The sequence below is a fragment of the Mycobacterium sp. 852002-10029_SCH5224772 genome (genome assembly GCF_001667315.1).
In the GTDB taxonomy this organism is placed as follows: domain Bacteria; phylum Actinomycetota; class Actinomycetes; order Mycobacteriales; family Mycobacteriaceae; genus Mycobacterium.
The window spans coordinates 13769-30717 of the sequence record NZ_LZHT01000116.1; the positions used below are offsets into that span (position 1 = coordinate 13769).

At 66.8% G+C, this 16949-nt stretch carries 13 protein-coding genes; 7 read left to right on the forward strand and 6 right to left on the reverse strand.

Annotation, left to right across the window (positions count from 1 at the left end):
• Positions 1-63: 63 nt before the first annotated feature.
• From A5775_RS20850 to dnaK, 4 genes are read right to left on the reverse strand one after another with little or no spacing between them, the layout of a single operon-like run.
• Positions 64-459 (reverse strand): heat shock protein transcriptional repressor HspR, encoded by a 396-nt coding sequence (locus A5775_RS20850; RefSeq protein WP_067256591.1) that lies wholly within the window; start codon positions 457-459, stop codon positions 64-66.
• Complete coding sequence (dnaJ, locus tag A5775_RS20855; RefSeq protein ID WP_067256593.1) at positions 459-1637, reverse strand: molecular chaperone DnaJ; 1179 nt, start codon at positions 1635-1637, stop codon at positions 459-461. The genes A5775_RS20850 and dnaJ overlap by 1 nt, the downstream gene beginning before the upstream one ends.
• A gap of 49 nt (positions 1638-1686) precedes the next feature.
• A complete protein-coding gene (gene grpE, locus A5775_RS20860; protein ID WP_067256595.1) occupies positions 1687-2328 on the reverse strand; it encodes a nucleotide exchange factor GrpE in 642 nt (213 codons plus the stop codon).
• Positions 2325-4181: a molecular chaperone DnaK gene (dnaK, locus tag A5775_RS20865; RefSeq protein ID WP_067256597.1), complete on the reverse strand. Its 1857-nt coding sequence runs from the start codon at positions 4179-4181 to the stop codon at positions 2325-2327. Before dnaK ends, grpE begins: the two co-directional genes overlap by 4 nt.
• Before the next feature lie 350 nt (positions 4182-4531).
• Between dnaK and A5775_RS20870 the strand changes: the two genes are divergently transcribed.
• The 4 genes from A5775_RS20870 to A5775_RS20885 all read left to right on the forward strand — a co-directional run bounded on the left by A5775_RS20870 (position 4532) and on the right by A5775_RS20885 (position 7721).
• Entirely contained in the window at positions 4532-5125 is a 594-nt protein-coding gene (locus tag A5775_RS20870) for a hypothetical protein (protein ID WP_067256600.1), read from the forward strand.
• A 122-nt stretch (positions 5126-5247) separates the two neighbouring features.
• Positions 5248-6426, forward strand: a complete 1179-nt coding sequence (locus tag A5775_RS20875) for a hypothetical protein (RefSeq protein ID WP_067256602.1) — start codon at positions 5248-5250, stop codon at positions 6424-6426.
• A gap of 46 nt (positions 6427-6472) precedes the next feature.
• Complete coding sequence (locus A5775_RS20880) at positions 6473-6970, forward strand: hypothetical protein (RefSeq protein ID WP_231995234.1); 498 nt, start codon at positions 6473-6475, stop codon at positions 6968-6970.
• A 22-nt stretch (positions 6971-6992) separates the two neighbouring features.
• Positions 6993-7721: a hypothetical protein gene (locus tag A5775_RS20885; protein WP_067256607.1), complete on the forward strand. Its 729-nt coding sequence runs from the start codon at positions 6993-6995 to the stop codon at positions 7719-7721.
• Positions 7722-8116: 395 nt separating this feature from the next.
• Here the strand turns inward: A5775_RS20885 and A5775_RS20890 are convergent, their stop codons facing one another.
• Both A5775_RS20890 and A5775_RS20895 read right to left on the reverse strand, forming a co-directional pair.
• Positions 8117-9208, reverse strand: a complete 1092-nt coding sequence (locus tag A5775_RS20890; protein WP_067256609.1) for an EcsC family protein — start codon at positions 9206-9208, stop codon at positions 8117-8119.
• A gap of 75 nt (positions 9209-9283) precedes the next feature.
• Positions 9284-10834, reverse strand: a complete 1551-nt coding sequence (locus tag A5775_RS20895) for a sugar porter family MFS transporter (RefSeq protein WP_082953102.1) — start codon at positions 10832-10834, stop codon at positions 9284-9286.
• Positions 10835-11397: 563 nt separating this feature from the next.
• Between A5775_RS20895 and A5775_RS20900 the strand changes: the two genes are divergently transcribed.
• The 3 genes from A5775_RS20900 to A5775_RS20910 all read left to right on the forward strand — a co-directional run bounded on the left by A5775_RS20900 (position 11398) and on the right by A5775_RS20910 (position 16933).
• A complete protein-coding gene (locus A5775_RS20900) occupies positions 11398-11931 on the forward strand; it encodes a hypothetical protein (RefSeq protein WP_067256611.1) in 534 nt (177 codons plus the stop codon).
• A gap of 95 nt (positions 11932-12026) precedes the next feature.
• Complete coding sequence (locus A5775_RS20905; protein WP_067256613.1) at positions 12027-13703, forward strand: Hsp70 family protein; 1677 nt, start codon at positions 12027-12029, stop codon at positions 13701-13703.
• A 251-nt stretch (positions 13704-13954) separates the two neighbouring features.
• Positions 13955-16933 (forward strand): (Fe-S)-binding protein, encoded by a 2979-nt coding sequence (locus A5775_RS20910; RefSeq protein ID WP_082953103.1) that lies wholly within the window; start codon positions 13955-13957, stop codon positions 16931-16933.
• The last annotated feature ends 16 nt before the right edge of the window (positions 16934-16949 follow it).

The window sequence follows — 16949 nt, forward strand, 5'->3', positions numbered from 1 at the left end:
CACTTGGGTCGCTGCGGTCGCTGTCTGGTGAACCCTTGGGGCGCAAGTGGGACCGAGCGGGAATTAGCGTCCCCGACGCGGCTGCCACACCACCAGCGCGGTGCTCTTGGGCACCACCGCCACATCGCGGCGCTGGCTGACGCGCGTCCGCGCCAACTCCTCGCTCAACTCGTTGATCCGTGCCTGCAGGGCCTCGACCTGGTTGGTCAGCTCGATGATTCGCTTGATCCCGGCGAGGTTGACCCCCTCGTCCTGCGAGAGCCTCTGCACCTCGCGCAGCAGGTCCACGTCGTGCTCCGAATAGCGGCGCCCCCCACCGGAAGTGCGGCGGGGGCTGACCAGGCCGAGGCGGTCGTAGGTGCGCAGTGTCTGGGCGTGCATCCCGGCAAGTTCGGCGGCGACCGAGATCAGGAAGGTTCGCGCATCCTCATTTCTTGAATTTCTCGAGGCCTTGGCCATCAGCGATTACCCGCCCATCCGGCCCGTGGGTCAAAACCGCTGGATCGTTCGGCGGCCGCGTACGCTTCCAGCGCCTCCTGAGCGGCGCCTTCCAAATTCGGTGGCACGGCGACCTTTACGGTGACCAGCAGGTCGCCGTTGCCGCCGCTGCGCTTGGGCACACCGCGTCCGCGCACCCGCAGGATGCGGCCGTCGGAGGTGCCCTTGGGCACTCGAACACCGACCTTGCCGTCCAGGGTGGGAACCGAAATGGTTGAGCCCAAGGCCAATTCGGTGAAGCTGACGGGGACGGTCACGGTCAGGTCGTCGCCGTCGCGCCCGAACACCTTGTCCGGCCGCACATGCACCGTCACGTACAGATCACCAGACGGCGCGCCGCGCAGCCCGGCTTCACCCTGGCCGGGCAGCCGGATACGCTGTCCGTCCTCGACGCCGGGCGGGATCCGCACGTTGATGGTGCGGGTGCGGGTGGTGACCCCGGTGCCCTTGCACTCGTCGCAGGGGTGCTCGATGATCGAGCCGCTGCCCCGGCAATCGGTGCAGGGTTCGGAGAAACCGAACGCGCCCTGGTTGCGGTTGATCACCCCGGAGCCGTTGCAGGTGGGACACACCTTGGGGCTGGTGCCCGGCCGCGCACCGCTGCCATGACAGTTGGTGCACGGCGCGGGGCTGGTCAGCCGCAGCGGCATCGCCACGCCCTTGGCGGCCTCGACGAAATTCAGCTGGGTTTCGGTCTCGAGGTCGTTGCCGCGGCGTGGCCGGCTGGGACGGCCGCTGGCACCGCGCCCGAACAACCCGCCGAACAGGTCGCCGATGTTGGTGCCGCCGCTACGGCCGGCGGCATCGAACAAATCGTTGAGATTGAACTCCGCCCCGTCCCCACCGACGTTGAAGCCCCCGAACCCGCCGGTATCGAACCGGCGCCCGCCAAAACCACCGCCGGCGAACAGCCTCCGGGTTTCGTCGTATTCCTTGCGCTTGGCCGGATCGGACAACACGTTGTGCGCCTCCGACACGGCCTTGAATCGTTCACCGGCGGCGGGATTGTCGGGGTTGGCGTCCGGATGCAGATCGCGCGCCAACTTGCGGTAGGCGCGTTTGATCTCTTCGGGACTGGCGTCGGAGGAGACGCCCAGCTCCTTGTAGAAGTCTTTTTCGACCCATTCACGCTGGGCCATGTCGCGTCACCCCCTCACCTTTGGTGTTGTGTTGTGCTGATTGTGTGGTCTAGTCACCGGAGGTGCCGGCGTTATCGCCCGATCCGACCGGTCCGGTTTCTTCGCCCTCACCGGTCGCATCCGGTTCGTGGTCGCCGTCGGCGACGGTGTCGACGACGCCGACCATGGCGTGGCGCAGTATCTGATCACCGAGCTTGTAGCCCTGCCGCATGACGGTCCCGATCACCGGGCGGGAGCCATCGCCCTCGTGCTGCACGGCTTCGTGCAGCACCGGGTCGAAGTCTTCGCCCTCCTCGCCGAATGCCGTCAGGCCGAGCCCGGTCAGCGCGCCTTCCAGCTTGTCGGCCACCGCCTTCAGCGGGCCCGACTCCAGGTCGCCGTGCTTGCGTGCCCGGTCGAGATCGTCGAGCACGCCCAGTAATTGGTTCACGACGGCGGCCTTGGCCCGGTCCGCCGCGGCCTGCTGGTCACGCAAAGCCCGCTTGCGGTAGTTGGCGAAGTCGGCCTGCACGCGTTGCAGATCGGCGGTCAGCTCGGCGAGTTTGCCCTCGCCCTGCACCGCCGGCTCCTCGGCCGGCGCAGCCCCTCCCGGCGCGGAGCCGGGAGGGACCTGCCGTACTTCACCGGTCTCAGGATCGATTCGCCGCTTGTCGGTGACGGTCACCTGCTCCTGTGGATTTCCTTCTGTCACTTGGACTCCCGGTCATCGTCGACCACCTCCGCGTCCACGACGTCGTCAGCGGACCCCGCCGCCCCGTCGGTCGCGTCGGCCTGCTCGCCGCCGGCCTGGGTGGCCTCGTAGATCGCCTGCCCGAGGGCCTGCGACTCCTGGCCCAGCTTCTCCATCGCCGACTTGATCGCGGTGATGTCGGTGCCGCCCAGGGCCGTCTTGGCCTCGGCGATCGCCGCGTCGACCTTGGACAGCGTGTCCTCGGGAACCTTCGAGCCGCCCTCGGCTTCGCGTTGTTCCGTGACGAACTTCTCCGTCTGGTAGACCAGCGATTCCGCCTGGTTGCGGACGTCGGCTTCCTCGCGACGCTGGCGGTCCTCCTCGGCGTGCGCCTCGGCGTCCTTGATCATCCGGTCGATCTCCTCCTTGGACAGGCCGGAGCCCTCCTGGATTTTGATCGTGTTCTCCTTGCCGGTGCCCTTGTCCTTGGCCGTGACGTGCACGATGCCGTTGGCGTCGATGTCGAAGGTGACCTCGATCTGCGGGACACCGCGCGGCGCCGGCGGGATTCCGGTCAGCTCGAAGGACCCGAGCAGCTTGTTGTGCGAAGCGATTTCGCGCTCACCCTGGTACACCTGGATCTGCACCGACGGCTGGTTGTCATCGGCCGTGGTGAAGGTCTCCGACCGCTTGGTGGGGATCGTGGTGTTGCGCTCGATGAGCTTGGTCATCACGCCACCCTTGGTCTCGATACCCAAGCTCAGCGGCGTGACGTCAAGCAGCAGAACGTCTTTCACCTCGCCCTTGAGTACGCCCGCCTGCAGTGCGGCACCCACGGCGACCACCTCGTCGGGGTTGACGCCCTTGTTGGGTTCCTTGCCACCGGTCATCTCCTTGACCAGTTCCGACACCGCGGGCATCCGGGTGGAACCACCCACCAGGACCACGTGGTCGATCTCGGAGACCGAGATACCGGCGTCCTTGATCACGGACTGGAAGGGCTGCCGGGTGCGGTCCAGCAGATCCTGTGTGATGCGCTGGAATTCGGCACGGGTGAGCTGCTCGTCGAGGAACAGCGGGTTCTTGTCCGCGTCGACGGTGATGTAAGGCAGGTTGATCGAGGTGCTCTGCGAACTCGAGAGCTCGATCTTGGCCTTCTCCGCGGCCTCACGCAGCCGCTGCATCGCCATCTTGTCCTTGGTCAGGTCAATTCCGCTGGTGCCCTTGAACTTGTCGACCAGCCACTCGACGACGCGGTCATCCCAGTCGTCCCCACCGAGGTGGTTGTCACCACTGGTGGCGCGGACCTCGACCACGCCCTCACCGATCTCGAGCAGCGAGACGTCGAAGGTGCCGCCACCGAGGTCGAAGACCAGGATGGTCTGTTCCTTCTCGCCCTTGTCCAGTCCGTAGGCCAGCGCGGCGGCGGTCGGCTCGTTGACGATGCGCAGCACGTTCAGGCCGGCGATCTGACCGGCTTCCTTGGTCGCCTGACGCTGGGCGTCGTTGAAGTACGCCGGCACGGTGACGACCGCGTCGGTGACGTCCTCACCCAGGTATGCCTCGGCGTCACGCTTCAGCTTCATCAGCACACGGGCGCTGATCTCCTGGGCGGTGTATTTCTTGTCATCGATCTCGATGGACCAGTCGGTGCCCATGTGCCGCTTCACCGAACGGATGGTGCGGTCGACGTTGGTGACCGCCTGGTTCTTGGCGGGCTGGCCGACGAGCACCTCGCCGTTGCGCGCGAACGCGACGACGGACGGCGTGGTCCGCGAGCCCTCGGAGTTGGCGACGACGACGGGGTCACCGCCCTCGAGGACTGCGACGACGGAGTTGGTGGTCCCGAGGTCGATACCGACCGCACGAGCCATAGTGATTCCTCCTGATTGTGTAGAGCCTGTTTAGTGCCACTATGCTGAGTGAACCCCGCTCAAGCCTGCCCGTCGGGGCAGTCGGCTGTCAACCTAGTCTTGAGTCTGGTTCACTCAACTTGTCGATCATGTTAACGGCCCGCGGTCGTGTGTTGTTCCCGGGGACCGGATATCCGCCGCGGCGGCGACGACCAACGCGGCGACGGCGGCGCATACACTCCCCGCGCGTGGGTCACGCGGCGATAAAACTTCACCATCGGCGCCGCATCGATAGGCGCTCGAGTGCAGCGACTGTCGTCGGTGGGTGAGTAACCTGAGTGCCGCTATTCGAATCGTCTGGGGAGCAGCGGGTGCGGTTATCGGATAAGGCGCGGCGAAGGCTGGCCGCTGGTTCGCTGCTGCTCGTGGCCCTATGCGCCGGTTCCGGGCTGGTCTCCGGCTGCAGCCCCGTCATCGGCGGGCGACCGGTGGCCTCGCGCGGGGCGGGCGCAGGCGAACCGTCCTTCCCCACGCCCCGATCCACGACGCCTTCGCCGTCGGTCACCGCCGCCCCGGCGCCGACGGCTCCGGCCGCGCCGACGGGTCCCACGAATCCGGCCGGCGCCATCCCGTTGCCGCCCGACCAGAACGGCTACGTCTTCATCGAGACCAAATCCGGGGTGACCCGCTGCCAGATCAACAAGGACACCGTCGGCTGCGAGGCGCCCTTCACCAACTCCCCGCTGCAGGACGGTGAGCACGCCAACGGCGTCAGCATCACCACCGGCGGCAAGGTGCAGTGGGTGCTGGGCAACCTCGGCGCCATCCCGACCGTCAAGATCGACTACCAGACCTATGCCGCCCAGGGCTGGACGATCATCGCAAACGTCGACGGCACCCGCTTCACCAACGACCAGACCAAGCACGGCATGTTCGTCAGCATCGACAAGGTCAACACGTTCTAGGCGCTAACCTTTTCGGCAGCGCGGCGGGGTGGGTATCGGTCTGCCGCGTGACGTCGTTGACCAATTGCCGGTGCTGCTGACCTCGCTCAGACCCGGCCTACTCAAGAAGCCCTGACGATTCCATGCAACTCCGCTACATCAGCGTCGCGGCGCTGATCGCCGAAGCCGGTGGCGACCCGTGGGCGATCAACCACAGCCTGCAGGCCGGTAGCCCCTTTCAGATCGCTCAGCTGGCGGAGGCCTTTCTCAAGGCGGGGCGATGCACCGCTGAGGCCACCGATGCGTTCGACCAAGCCCGTAGCCGCTTTGACGCTGCGTGGAACCATCAGAATGGAGATCATCCGATCAACGGCTCCGCCGAAGTGCAGCGGGTGACGAAATCCCTTGGGGCGCAGTCCTTGCAGCTACCCAAGATCGGTGCAGATCTGGAGAACATCGCTGCCACCCTGGCCGAGGCGCAGAAGACCCCAGCCGGACAGATCGCGGCCTTGGAAAGTCGGTTGCAACAGCTGGACGGCTTCATCGGCCAAGCGGTGGAGATGGAAAAAGATCCCACACTCACCGCGGAAGACCGACACGCTCTTGATGCGTTTATCGGCGGCCGCGAAGACGACGCGATCCGCGACACCAAAGCCGCGCTGGGCCAGCTGCAATCAACCCGCAACGGTTACTCGAACTCGTTTCAGAACGCGATGGGGACCTTGCACGCGGACGGATACGACCTCACAGCCCCTCAGGCCGGACCCGACCAGGGACCGGCCGAGCAGCCCGGCGGGGGGCCCGCGTTGGCCCCGACGAAGGGGGAGGTGCTGACGGGGGCTTCGGGCGCCATCGCAGGTGGTACCGCCGATGGTGTGCGTGGGGCGACGACCACGTTGATCGCCGCGTCCCCGGGTACGGGTCCCGGTAAGGCCGATCCGGGCCTGTTGAGGTGGTTGGAAGACGCGAAAATCGGCGGGGTCGAAATGCCCGGGTTCTCGCGGATCGGTGGTGTGGTCGGCGCGGCCAGCGCGATACCGGCCGTCATGTCCGACATCAAAGACGGCAACTCCGTGCCGGAGGCGATCACCCGGGAGACTGCGGGTGTCGCCGCCGGGCTATGGGCGGGCGCGGAGTTTGGCGCAGCAGTCGGTTCGATCGTTCCGGGAGCGGGGACTGCGGTTGGCTTGGTGGCAGGCGCCGTGGTGGGAGCGGGCTTCGCCTTCGCGGCGTCCAAAACGGTTGAAGTGGCCTGGGAGCCCGCCGCCGATGCTGTCGGGAGTGTGGTGCATGGCGTGGAATCCATCTTCGGTTTCGGGTAGAACGACGATGCGATTCGATGAGTTCACAGACGAACGCGGCCTCGCTGTGTCTTCGGTCGATCGGTTCGCCGGGTTCGTCGTTGAGGTGGGGGTGCCGCCGCGGTGGGAACCGTTCGATTCCGCTGTCGGCATACGGGTGTGGGCTTGGCGCGACGACCCGCGCATCGACGTGTTCTGTGCCAACGCGGTATTGACGATGCATCGGGTTCAGGCGCCACTGGATCCCGCTGAAGTGTTCGCCATGCTGTCCGAGCAGCAGTTGCAGTCGGCGCCGAAATGTCATGAACTGCATCGGGAATTCGCCGCAGCCAACGAGGGCGTCGGTATGGTGGGGACGCTCACGATGCAGATCGCACATGAGCTCGGCACCATCGACAGCGCGTCACAGTCTCGGATCATCGCGGCCGAACGGGAGACGCTGATTGCCCAGCTGACAGTAACCGCGCTGGACGATTCGCCGGTGGATCGGGCCCATATCTGGCTGACCACCCGGCCTGGTCCGGCGGCGAATCCGGCGCCCGCCGGTCACCGCCAGGCCCAGTGAGCGGAACGCGAGAGGGGCACTGATGGCCGGTGGAAAGGCAAAGCTCCGGTGGCGGGTGCTGCGCTACTGCTTCGGCGGCGCGTTGTGCCTATTGGCGGTCATCGGCGTGCTGGTCGGAACTAGTTGGTCTCTCGCTGTCGGCGTGGCTGTGGCCGGCGGTGTCATCCTCATCGGTCAGCGTCGGATCTTTCGTGCCGGGGTCAGCCGGACGCGTGATGAGATTGTCTGCCGCTACATTCCCTGGTACGAGGGCAACGCCTACAGCGCGACGCTGCTGCTCCCGCTGATGGGACTCGCCATGGTCGATTTGGGCTTCAGACCCGGCAATCCGGCGTGGCTGCGGTACGGCGGCTTCCTCCTACTAGGTGTGACCACACTGACCGTGTGGGGCGTCGTTCGCATGTGGCGACGTTGCCTTCTCTGCATCACCCCGTCGGCGTTGACCGTGCGGTTGGTCGACCGTGGGAGCGAGCTCACCGAAATCCGGCGTGACCTGGTTGAGTCAATCGAGCCCAAGCTCATCGCCCAGCCCGCGGGTGCTCAATCGTTGCAAGTCGCTATCACGTACCGGCCCGTAGATGCCGTCGCGGACACCACCAAGACGGTGCTACTCGGTCTGCGACTCACCGTTCAGCCGGTCAACCTGCTCAACGCACTCGTGGCCTGGAAAGACGGCGCCCACGACGGCCCGAGCGAACTGTTGGACCGGATCGAACTTATTCTGCGAGGCCAGTCAACGGCTGGTGTGTGACCGCGCACGCGGCTCTGAGCAGCAAACGCCAAGATAGGTTCGTCAGGATCGACAAGGTCGACACGTTCCAGGGCCTGAAGGACCGCCAAAGGGTCATGGATGGTAGACCTTCCACGTCGATCCTGGCCCGGCGAGCTGACCAGTGCCAGCGTCGGCGGGAAAGCACGCGACCAAGTAGTCGTCAGGCGATATCGCCATTGCGTAGGGCCGGAATCCGGCACACGACGTGCCGATAGTTTGGACCCCGATCACCTTGCTCAAGTCATCGGTAGTCCAGTGGGGGTGGGTACCGGCGCCAGTGGCGCCATCACAGATGCGATGGCCCCATCCAGGCAGCCAGGGACCGGGCCTTACGGATGCGATGCCGCGTTTCTCCGGCATCGCCTGCACGAGAACTACTGGGAATCTCGGCATTCGGATACACCGTGTCCCCCATCGTCATCATCATCATCGAGAACGATGCCTTCGGATTCGAGGATGCCGATGACATCGATGGAGTCCTCGCCGTCGTCCTCAACCATGGCTTCGCCGACCTCGGCATCGATGACGACCGGCGCCAGGTCGCCGCCCTTCTCGTAAAGAAATCGCTCGCGGTAGGCCCAGTAAGCGGCCTTCGACACGTCATCGACCATCTTCCAGTTCAAGGCAGCCCCAATACCGACACCTGCGATCGGTACGAACTGCCCGAGCTTCCTCTTAGTGAGCCTTTGCCCGAACTTGGCAGCGAATTTTTGAGCGACCTTGACGAACGCCTGCTGATTGAGCTGCCGCCACGTCATGTTCGTGGCCAGGCTGCGAGTCAAAACGGCAAGCTGTTGGTAAGCAACAGCTTTCGCTGACGGCGTTGCGGCCATACCGAGCCCGATGATCTGCATCATGAAGACTTCTTCGGCCGGGTCGCGGGGATCGTAGCCGTAATAGAGGGCGCTATGAGCAACGATTCGACTGCACGCGATCAGGAGAGTGGCGACATCCGCACCTAGGGCACCCGCGATCGCTCCCAATCCGGGCGCGGCCCCGGCCCCCGCGCCCGCGACGGCGCCGACCGCGACTATCGCTTGTCCGCCGCCGACCGCCAGTCCGGCCGCGGCGCCCTCGGCGGCGGCGGATACCGCATAGGTGTAATGCAGCCGCGTGAAGGAGGCCACCTTGTCAACGGCACTGAGATCCAGCCTGCGGATATCGTCCAGATGCTCGACCGGGTGGCCCTTCTTGGCGTAGGCCCGAACCACGCGGGCCTCCGACGTCGTCAGTTGACCGGTGCGGGTCATGAACTTCCCCGCGCCCTCGGCCGTCGCCTTGAGCACGGCGGCTCCGCTGTCTTTGACCTTGCCCGCACCAGGTGCCTTGAGCGCAGTGTCGTACCAGGCGCGTCCCTTGTCCTTGACCGACGCCGGGACCAGACTCCGCGGGGACCGGCGCAACTCGCGCTCCTTGTGCTCGCGCGCCTTCCCCAGTTGTCGCAACTCGTAGTCCGATAACCCCACAACGCCCTCCCTCGTCGCCTATCAGCCCTCGCTATCACAGCACGTGGGGCCGGCGCTGCCGCGCAAGCGCATTCGTCAGCGTGTGAAGTCTGAAGGTCGAAATTTCCCCTCGGCCAGGTTCTTTTCGATTTCCTCCAGGCTTTTACCGGTGAGGTCGGGCATGCGGAAGAAGACGAAGATCCACGCCGCCACGTTGAACAACGCGTAGAGCCACATCGAGGGTCCGACCCCGATCGCATCGATGAGCGACAGCAGCGTCAGCGTGATGAGTAGGTTGGTCCCCCACAGCGTCGCCGAATGCACGGCGGTGCCCTCCGGTCGCACCGCCAGCGGATAGGTCTCCGAGCCGGTCAGCCATCCCATCAGCTGCAGGCCGCCGGCATTGAACACCATGAAGGCGATCAGGCAGATCATGATGTAGGTGATCACATCGTGACCGCTGTCGGCGGTGACGAAGATCAGGCCGAGCGCGAACAGGCTGATCGCCGCGCCCGGCACCATGATGAGGGTGAGCCGGCGCCGACCGACTCGGTCGATAATGGCCAACCCGACCAGTTGGGCGATCACGTAGGTCGCACCCAACATCACCGACACCAGCAGAGCCACGGACCGGTACACGCCGTCGTCGGTCAAGATGGTCGGCGCGTAATAGATGATCATCTCGATGCCGCTGAGCTGGGTGAATACTGCGATGCCGCAGCCCAGGACCAGGGCCGGCCGCACCCACGCGTCGCGCAGCCCACTCCAGCCGCGGGTGCTGGCCTTGCGTTCCATGCGCGCGAGTTCGGTCGCTTCGTCCAGCTCGGCACCCACGTCGTACCCGTCGGGCCGGACCCGCTCCAACACGGCTCGTGCGGCGTCTCGATCATCTTGCTTGACCAGCCAGCGCGGACTCTCCGGGAGCCGCAGCAACAGCCACAGCATGATCGCGGCGGGTACGCACGCGACTCCGGTCGGGCCCCGCCAGGAGACCGAGTCGAAGACCCCGACGAGGTTAGCGGCGAGGATGCCCACCCCGATGGCAATTTGGAAGCACAGCACCAACCGCCCCCGGTAGGCGGACGGCGAGAGCTCGGCGACATACATCGGTGCCGTCTGCGTCGCCCCGCCGACCGCGAAGCCCAGGACCAGCCTTCCCAGCGACAGCACAACGACATCCGGCGCGTCGGCGCACCACAGCGCGCCGACGATGAACACCACCGCCAGCATCAACAGTGTGCCGCGCCGGCCGAACCGATCGGAAAGCCAGCTGCACGCCAGTGCCCCGACGATGGCGCCGAACAGGATGCTGGCGGCGACCACCTGCTTCCAGACCGCGGTGATGTTGAACTCCTCGGTCAGCTGCAATAGGGCCCAGGAGATGACACCGGTGTTGTAGCCGTAGAGCATGCCCGAGATCGCCGAGACGAGCGCGATGACGACCACGGCGCTCGTCAGTTGCTTTCCCGCCTCCGCGCCGGCGCCAACTGCACTCTGCGACGCTTCCTCGTCAGCCGCATCTGTGCACTTCGCCGGGTCGGTCTCATCGCGCAATTCCGCCATGCGACGCCGCTGGCTCGCCACCGTCAGAGCGTCATCGCTGGCCGCTGGCCACCATTCGCGGTATGCCGAATCGTCGGTGGCCACTAGCAGAGCCGAACGTTGTAGCGGAGATGACGAACCCGGGGCTGATCGGCGAGCCGGCCGGACATCGTGATCGTCCCCCTACCCTGTGCTCGGCTTTCATGGTCGCTCGCCGCGTCTCAGGGCCCGATGTCATAACCGGCGCCCCTGCTGTCACGGCAGGTGCGTGTCGTCCTGGCACGGTCAAGGTATTCGCGTATCGCGCGATTCTGCTCGGCTTGGTCGCTGATCTACCCAGGCGCGGCGCTCGGTGCGGGACCGCCGTTCGACTTCCATATCGATGCGGAAAAACGAGCCTGTCACGAATTTTCTATTGGTCAAAGCTGACGTGCCTATCGAATTCCATTGTAGAAGAGCACTATTCGGCCGAAGGGTCAAGCGGGTGTGTTAAGCGCCACAATCCAGCGAGTGGGTTCCGGTCCGCGATTGGCACCGTTCTGCGACCAACGAGATCAACCCTGATGAGCGGTACGCACCCAGCGCGCCCGTCCTTCTGAGCCACGCGACCGACCCGCTCAGGGGTTGGCATCAGCAGACTGGCAGGTGCGGTCAGTACCATCAGTCCCGTGGCATCCAACGGTCCACGCGATGACTTCCACAACCGGCCGACGCAGCATGCCGACTTCGGCATGAGCGAGCCGCCGACCGGTGAAGTCCCGCCCCCGAACTTCCCGCCCCAGCCGCCCCACGGGTTCGAGCAGCCCCACGGCGTCGACCCGTTCGACCAGGAACCCGAGCCGACACCCTGGTATCGCAAGCCCGCGATGCTCATCGCCTGGCTGATCTCCGTCGTCATCCTGATCGCCCTGATCGTGTTCGGCATCATCGAGCTCATTCACGACAACCAGTCCGTCAACCACGTGCCCAAGTCGACGACGAGCACCACCACGACAACAACAACAAGCACGACGACGACCACCACCACCGGACCCAGCAGTAGCGCCGAAGAACAGCCCCCGGCCCAGCAGCCGACGCAGCAGCGGCCCACCGGACAACAAACGCAGCAGCCCACGCATCGCCACCATCTGCCGCAGCTGCCGCCGGTGATCACCATTCCGCAGGTGCCGACGGTCATCACGGTGCCGCCGGGCCTGCGTTAGCGAGTCGGCGCCAGGCCGGTCACGCTCGGCGACGCGGCGCCTGCGGCGCCCTAGACTCGCTGCAATCCACGGACAACCGACACAGGGGTACGGACATGAGCGAGGCGCTGGGGCTATCGATCGGGGTGGCCAACCTGGTGGCAGCCCGCGCCGGCAGCGCTCCGGTCACCCGCAGCTCGGTGCTGACCCTGTTCGAGCAGCGGCCCACTGAAGTTGGCCTGCCGGAAGAGAATCCGAACCTGACCGCACCCGGCCTGGTGTTGCGCGGGTTCGTCGAGCGGGTCGGCGACCGGGCCCCGTTGGTGGCCGCCGACGGCACCAAATACCTGGGCGCGGCGCTGACGGTCGAGGCGATCGAGGCGATGGCCCGCACGGTCGGCTACGGGACGCCGATCACCATCGCGGTGCCCGCCTACTGGTCCGACGACCAGTTCGCGGCGCTGCGTGAGGAGTTCTTCGCCCAATCCGACCTCGCGCGCGGCGGGGTCGCTCCGATGCTGGTGTCCGACGCCACGGCCGCGCTCGCGGCGCTGCGCGACACACCGGGATTCCCCGCCGACGGCGTCATCGCGCTGTGCGACTTCGGCGCCGGCGGCACCACCGTCACGCTGATGGACGCCCGCGCCGGCTTTGCGCCCGCCGGCCCGGCCGTGCGGCACACCGATTTCTCCGGCGACGCGATCGATCAGCTCATCGTCGATCACCTGCTGGCCTCCGATGTCAGCACCGCCGTCCTGGGGGGCAGCGCGCGGATGGGGTCGCAAACCCGCCTGCTCGACGCCTGCCGGCGCGCCAAGGAGCAGCTCTCGACGGCCCCGGTGAGCACCGTCGCGGGCGCTTCCGGTGAGGCCGCCCAACTGACCCGCACCGACTTCGAGCAACTGATCTCCCCGTCGCTGGACCGGTTTGTCACCTCTCTCGAAGAAACGTTGCGGAGCAATGGGATTCCGAACGCCAACCTGCGCGGCGTGGCGATCGTCGGCGGCGGCGCGAGCATTCCGCTGATCGCCGCCCGGTTGTCGCAGCGCTTCGGCGTGCCGATCCGCAGCACGGCGCGGCCGGCGTCGCTGGCCGCCCTGGGCGCGGCGGCGCTCGGTGCGCAGTACGCGTCGGGGGGCGCTGAAACCGCCGCGGCCGCCGCCGTGGAGACACCGACTGAAATGGTCGGCACCGCGGGTGTCGGCGCGACCCAGGCCGCGTGGGCCGCCCAGGCCACCGACGTGGACGATGCGCTGGCGTGGTCACAAGACGCCGACGCCGACGAGCCGGTGCCCTACACCGGCCGCGACGCCACCGGCGAATACGCCAGCGAGGCACGCGAATCCGAGTATCCCGCGCAGGGTGGGTTGCCCTGGTACAAGCGCACGGCGCTGGTGTTGACCGTGGCCGGGGCGGGGGTGGCGGTGCTGGTGGCCGTGGCGCTGGCGATCGGCCTGCTGATGACGAAGTCCACTCCGGCCCCTCCGTCGTCGCCGCCCCGCCCATCGGCACCGCCGCAGACCGTGACCATCACCGGGCCCAATGACAGCACCACCGTCACCGTGGTTCCGGCCCCGCCACCGCCGTCCAGCGAGGCGCCGGCCACCACGACCACCACGACCGCGGCCCCGGAGCCGTCGACCACGACAACGACGACGCCTCCGCCGAGCACCACGACGACCACCAGCGCGCCACCCACCACCACATCGCAGGCGACCACCACGACCGTGGCGCCGACGACGACGCGCGCGCGTCTGTTGCCGCCGATCTTCCAACCCCCATTCGGGCGCTGACGCGAACGATTGCGGCTACGCGCGAAAAAGGGCCCCAGAAAAGGGTCACTCAGCGAAATTTGGTGGCGCTGATCACTCCGACAAACGTCACATCCGGCGAGGGGTATCAATCAGCAGGCCAGAGATACCGACGAACTCCCAAGTTAGGGCAGCCTTTCTCGCGCCCAAAGCCGCGAAGATGTAACTATGAGCGGGGCTTAAGCAGGCAAATAAGCACAGGCCGAATTATCGATGCATTGGGGAGACCTTCTGTGACAACGCAGATGCTCATCAGGCTGGTCGTGGGCATGGGCATGACGCTGGTCGTGGCCGCGCTCGCCGCGCGACGGGTCCTGTGGCTGTTCAAGCTGATCACGGCCGGCAGGCCGGCCCCGGGGCACACCGACGAACCCGGCAAGCGAATCTGGGCCGAGGTCTCCGAAGTCTTCGGGCAGCGCCGCCTGCTCAAATGGTCGATCCCCGGCCTGGCGCACTTCTTCACGATGTGGGGCTTCTTCATCCTCCTCACGGTCTACATCGAGGCCTACGGGCTGCTCTTCCAGGATGACTTCCACATCCCGTTCATCGGGCGCTGGGACGCGCTGGGCTTCCTGCAGGACTTCTTCGCGACCGCCGTCTTCCTGGGCATCGTCACCTTCGCCATCATCCGTTGGATGCGCAGCCCGCGAGAGATCGGCCGCTCGTCACGGTTCTACGGCTCCCACACCGGCGGCGCCTGGCTGGTGCTGTTCATGATCTTCAACGTCGTCTTCACCTACGTGTTCGTGCGCGGAGCCGCGGTCAACAACGGCACGCTGCCCTACGGCAACGGCGCCTTCCTGTCGCAACTGTTCGGCGTCATCCTGCGTCCGCTGGGCCAGCCCGCCAACGAGATCATCGAGACGACGGCCCTGCTGCTGCACATCGCGGTCATGCTGGCGTTCCTGATCATCGTGCTGCACTCCAAGCACCTGCACATCTTCACGGCGCCGATCAACGTGATCTTCAAGCGGCTGCCCGACGGGCTCGGGCCGCTGCTGCCGCTGGAGTACGACGGCAAGCCGATCGACTTCGAAAACCCGCCCGACGACGCAACATTCGGGCGCGGCAAGGTCGAGGACTTCAGCTGGAAGGCCATGCTGGACTTCGCCACCTGTACCGAGTGTGGGCGCTGCCAGTCGCAGTGCCCGGCGTGGAACACCGGCAAGCCGCTCTCACCCAAGCTCGTCATCATGGACCTGCGCGACCACTGGATGGCCAAGGCGCCCTACATCCTGGGCGACAAGGAGAGTCCCGCCGAGAACACGCCGGAGGGTGGACTCGGTGACAAGCTGGCCGGCGAGAAGCACGCCGAGGCCCACCACGTTCCCGAGTCAGGCTTCGGCCGCGTCATGGGCTCAGGCCCCGAGCAGGCCACCCGGCCGCTGGTCGGCACCGAGGAACAGGGCGGCGTCATCGACCCCGACGTGCTGTGGTCCTGCGTGTCCTGCGGCGCCTGCGTCGAGCAGTGCCCGGTGGACATCGAGCACGTCGATCACATCATCGACATGCGCCGCTACCAGGTGATGATGGAGTCCGAATTTCCCTCGGAGCTCTCGGTGCTGTTCAAGAACCTGGAAACCAAGGGCAACCCGTGGGGCCAGAACGCCTCCGACCGCACCAACTGGATCAACGAGGTCGACTTCGACGTGCCGGTCTACGGCGAGGACGTCGACAGCTTCGACGGCTACGAATACCTGTTCTGGGTGGGCTGCGCCGGCGCCTACGACGACAAGGCCAAGAAGACCACCAAGGCCGTCGCCGAACTGCTGGCCATCGCCGGGGTGAAGTACCTGGTGCTGGGTACCGGCGAGTCCTGCAACGGCGACTCCGCGCGCCGCTCGGGCAACGAGTTTTTGTTCCAGCAACTGGCCGCCCAGGCCGTCGAGACCCTGGACGGGCTGTTCGAGGGCACCGAGACCGTCGATCGCAAGATCGTGGTGACCTGCCCGCACTGCTTCAACACCCTGGGCAAGGAATACCGGCAGCTGGGCGCCAACTACAGCGTGCTGCACCACACCCAGCTGCTGAACCGGCTGACCCGGGACAACAAGCTGGTGCCGGTGACCCCGGTGTCCCAGAACATCACCTACCACGACCCCTGCTACCTGGGCCGGCACAACAAGGTCTACGAACCGCCGCGGGAGCTGATCGAGTCCTCCGGCGCGAACCTCACCGAGATGCCGCGACACGGCGAGCGCAGCTTCTGCTGTGGCGCCGGCGGCGCGCGGATGTGGATGGAAGAACACATCGGCAAGCGGATCAACCACGAGCGCGTCGACGAGGCGCTGGCCACCGGGGCCACCACGATCGCCACCGCGTGCCCGTTCTGCCGGGTGATGATCACCGACGGTGTCAACGACCGGCAGGAAGAGGCCGGGCGCACGGGCGTCGAAGTGCTGGACGTCGCCCAGATCCTGCTCGCGTCTCTCGAGTACGACAAGGCGACACTGCCCGAAAAGGGCACGGCCGCCAAGGAAGCCGAGAAGCGGGCGGCTCAGGCGCCCAAGGCCGCGGCTGCCACGGCGACGGTGACCGCGCCCGCCGAGGAGGCCGAGGAGGCACCCGCCGAGACGGCCCCGAAGTCTGAGGCCGCGGCCGCGCCCGTGAAGGGGCTGGGCATCGCCGGGGGCGCCAAGCGTCCCGGGGCCAAGAAGGCCGCCCCGGCCGCAGAAGGCAAGGCCGAGGCCGCCGCACCTGCCGCGCCCGTGAAGGGGCTGGGCATCGCCGGCGGCGCCAAGCGTCCCGGGGCCAAGAAGGCCGCCCCGGCCGCAGAAGGCAAGGCCGAGACCGAGACCGAGACCGAGGCCAAGGCGCCCGCCGCGCCGGTGAAGGGCCTGGGCATCGCCGGGGGCGCCAAGCGTCCCGGCGCCAAGAAGGCCGCCCCGGCCGCCGAGGCCCCGAAGGCCGATGCCGAGGCTCAGCCGGCCGACGCAACCCCCGAAGCCGCCCCCGAGGCCAAGGCGCCCGCCGCGCCGGTGAAGGGCCTGGGCATCGCGGCGGGCGCCAAGCGTCCCGGCGCCAAGAAGGCCGCCCCGGCAGCCGAGGCCCCGAAGGCCGATGCCGAGGCTCAGCCCGCCGACCAGGCACAGGTCGAGCCGGCTCCCGAAGCCGAGCCGGCAAAGGCAGCCGAGGGCGACGCAGCAAAGCCCACACCACCCGTTAAAGGTCTGGGCATCGCTCGTGGCGCGCGCCCACCGGGCAAACGTTGATCACAGTTTGACGCCG

What these genes read in the sequence shown, in the direction of transcription:
- A5775_RS20885 (WP_067256607.1), top strand. Translation starts at nt 6,993, where the DNA reads ATGGCCGGTGGAAAGGCAAAGCTCCGGTGGCGGGTGCTGCGCTACTGC.
- dnaJ (WP_067256593.1), bottom strand. Translation starts at nt 1,637, where the DNA reads ATGGCCCAGCGTGAATGGGTCGAAAAAGACTTCTACAAGGAGCTGGGC.
- A5775_RS20905 (WP_067256613.1), top strand. Translation starts at nt 12,027, where the DNA reads ATGAGCGAGGCGCTGGGGCTATCGATCGGGGTGGCCAACCTGGTGGCA.
- dnaK (WP_067256597.1), bottom strand. Translation starts at nt 4,181, where the DNA reads ATGGCTCGTGCGGTCGGTATCGACCTCGGGACCACCAACTCCGTCGTC.
- A5775_RS20850 (WP_067256591.1), bottom strand. Translation starts at nt 459, where the DNA reads ATGGCCAAGGCCTCGAGAAATTCAAGAAATGAGGATGCGCGAACCTTC.
- A5775_RS20875 (WP_067256602.1), top strand. Translation starts at nt 5,248, where the DNA reads ATGCAACTCCGCTACATCAGCGTCGCGGCGCTGATCGCCGAAGCCGGT.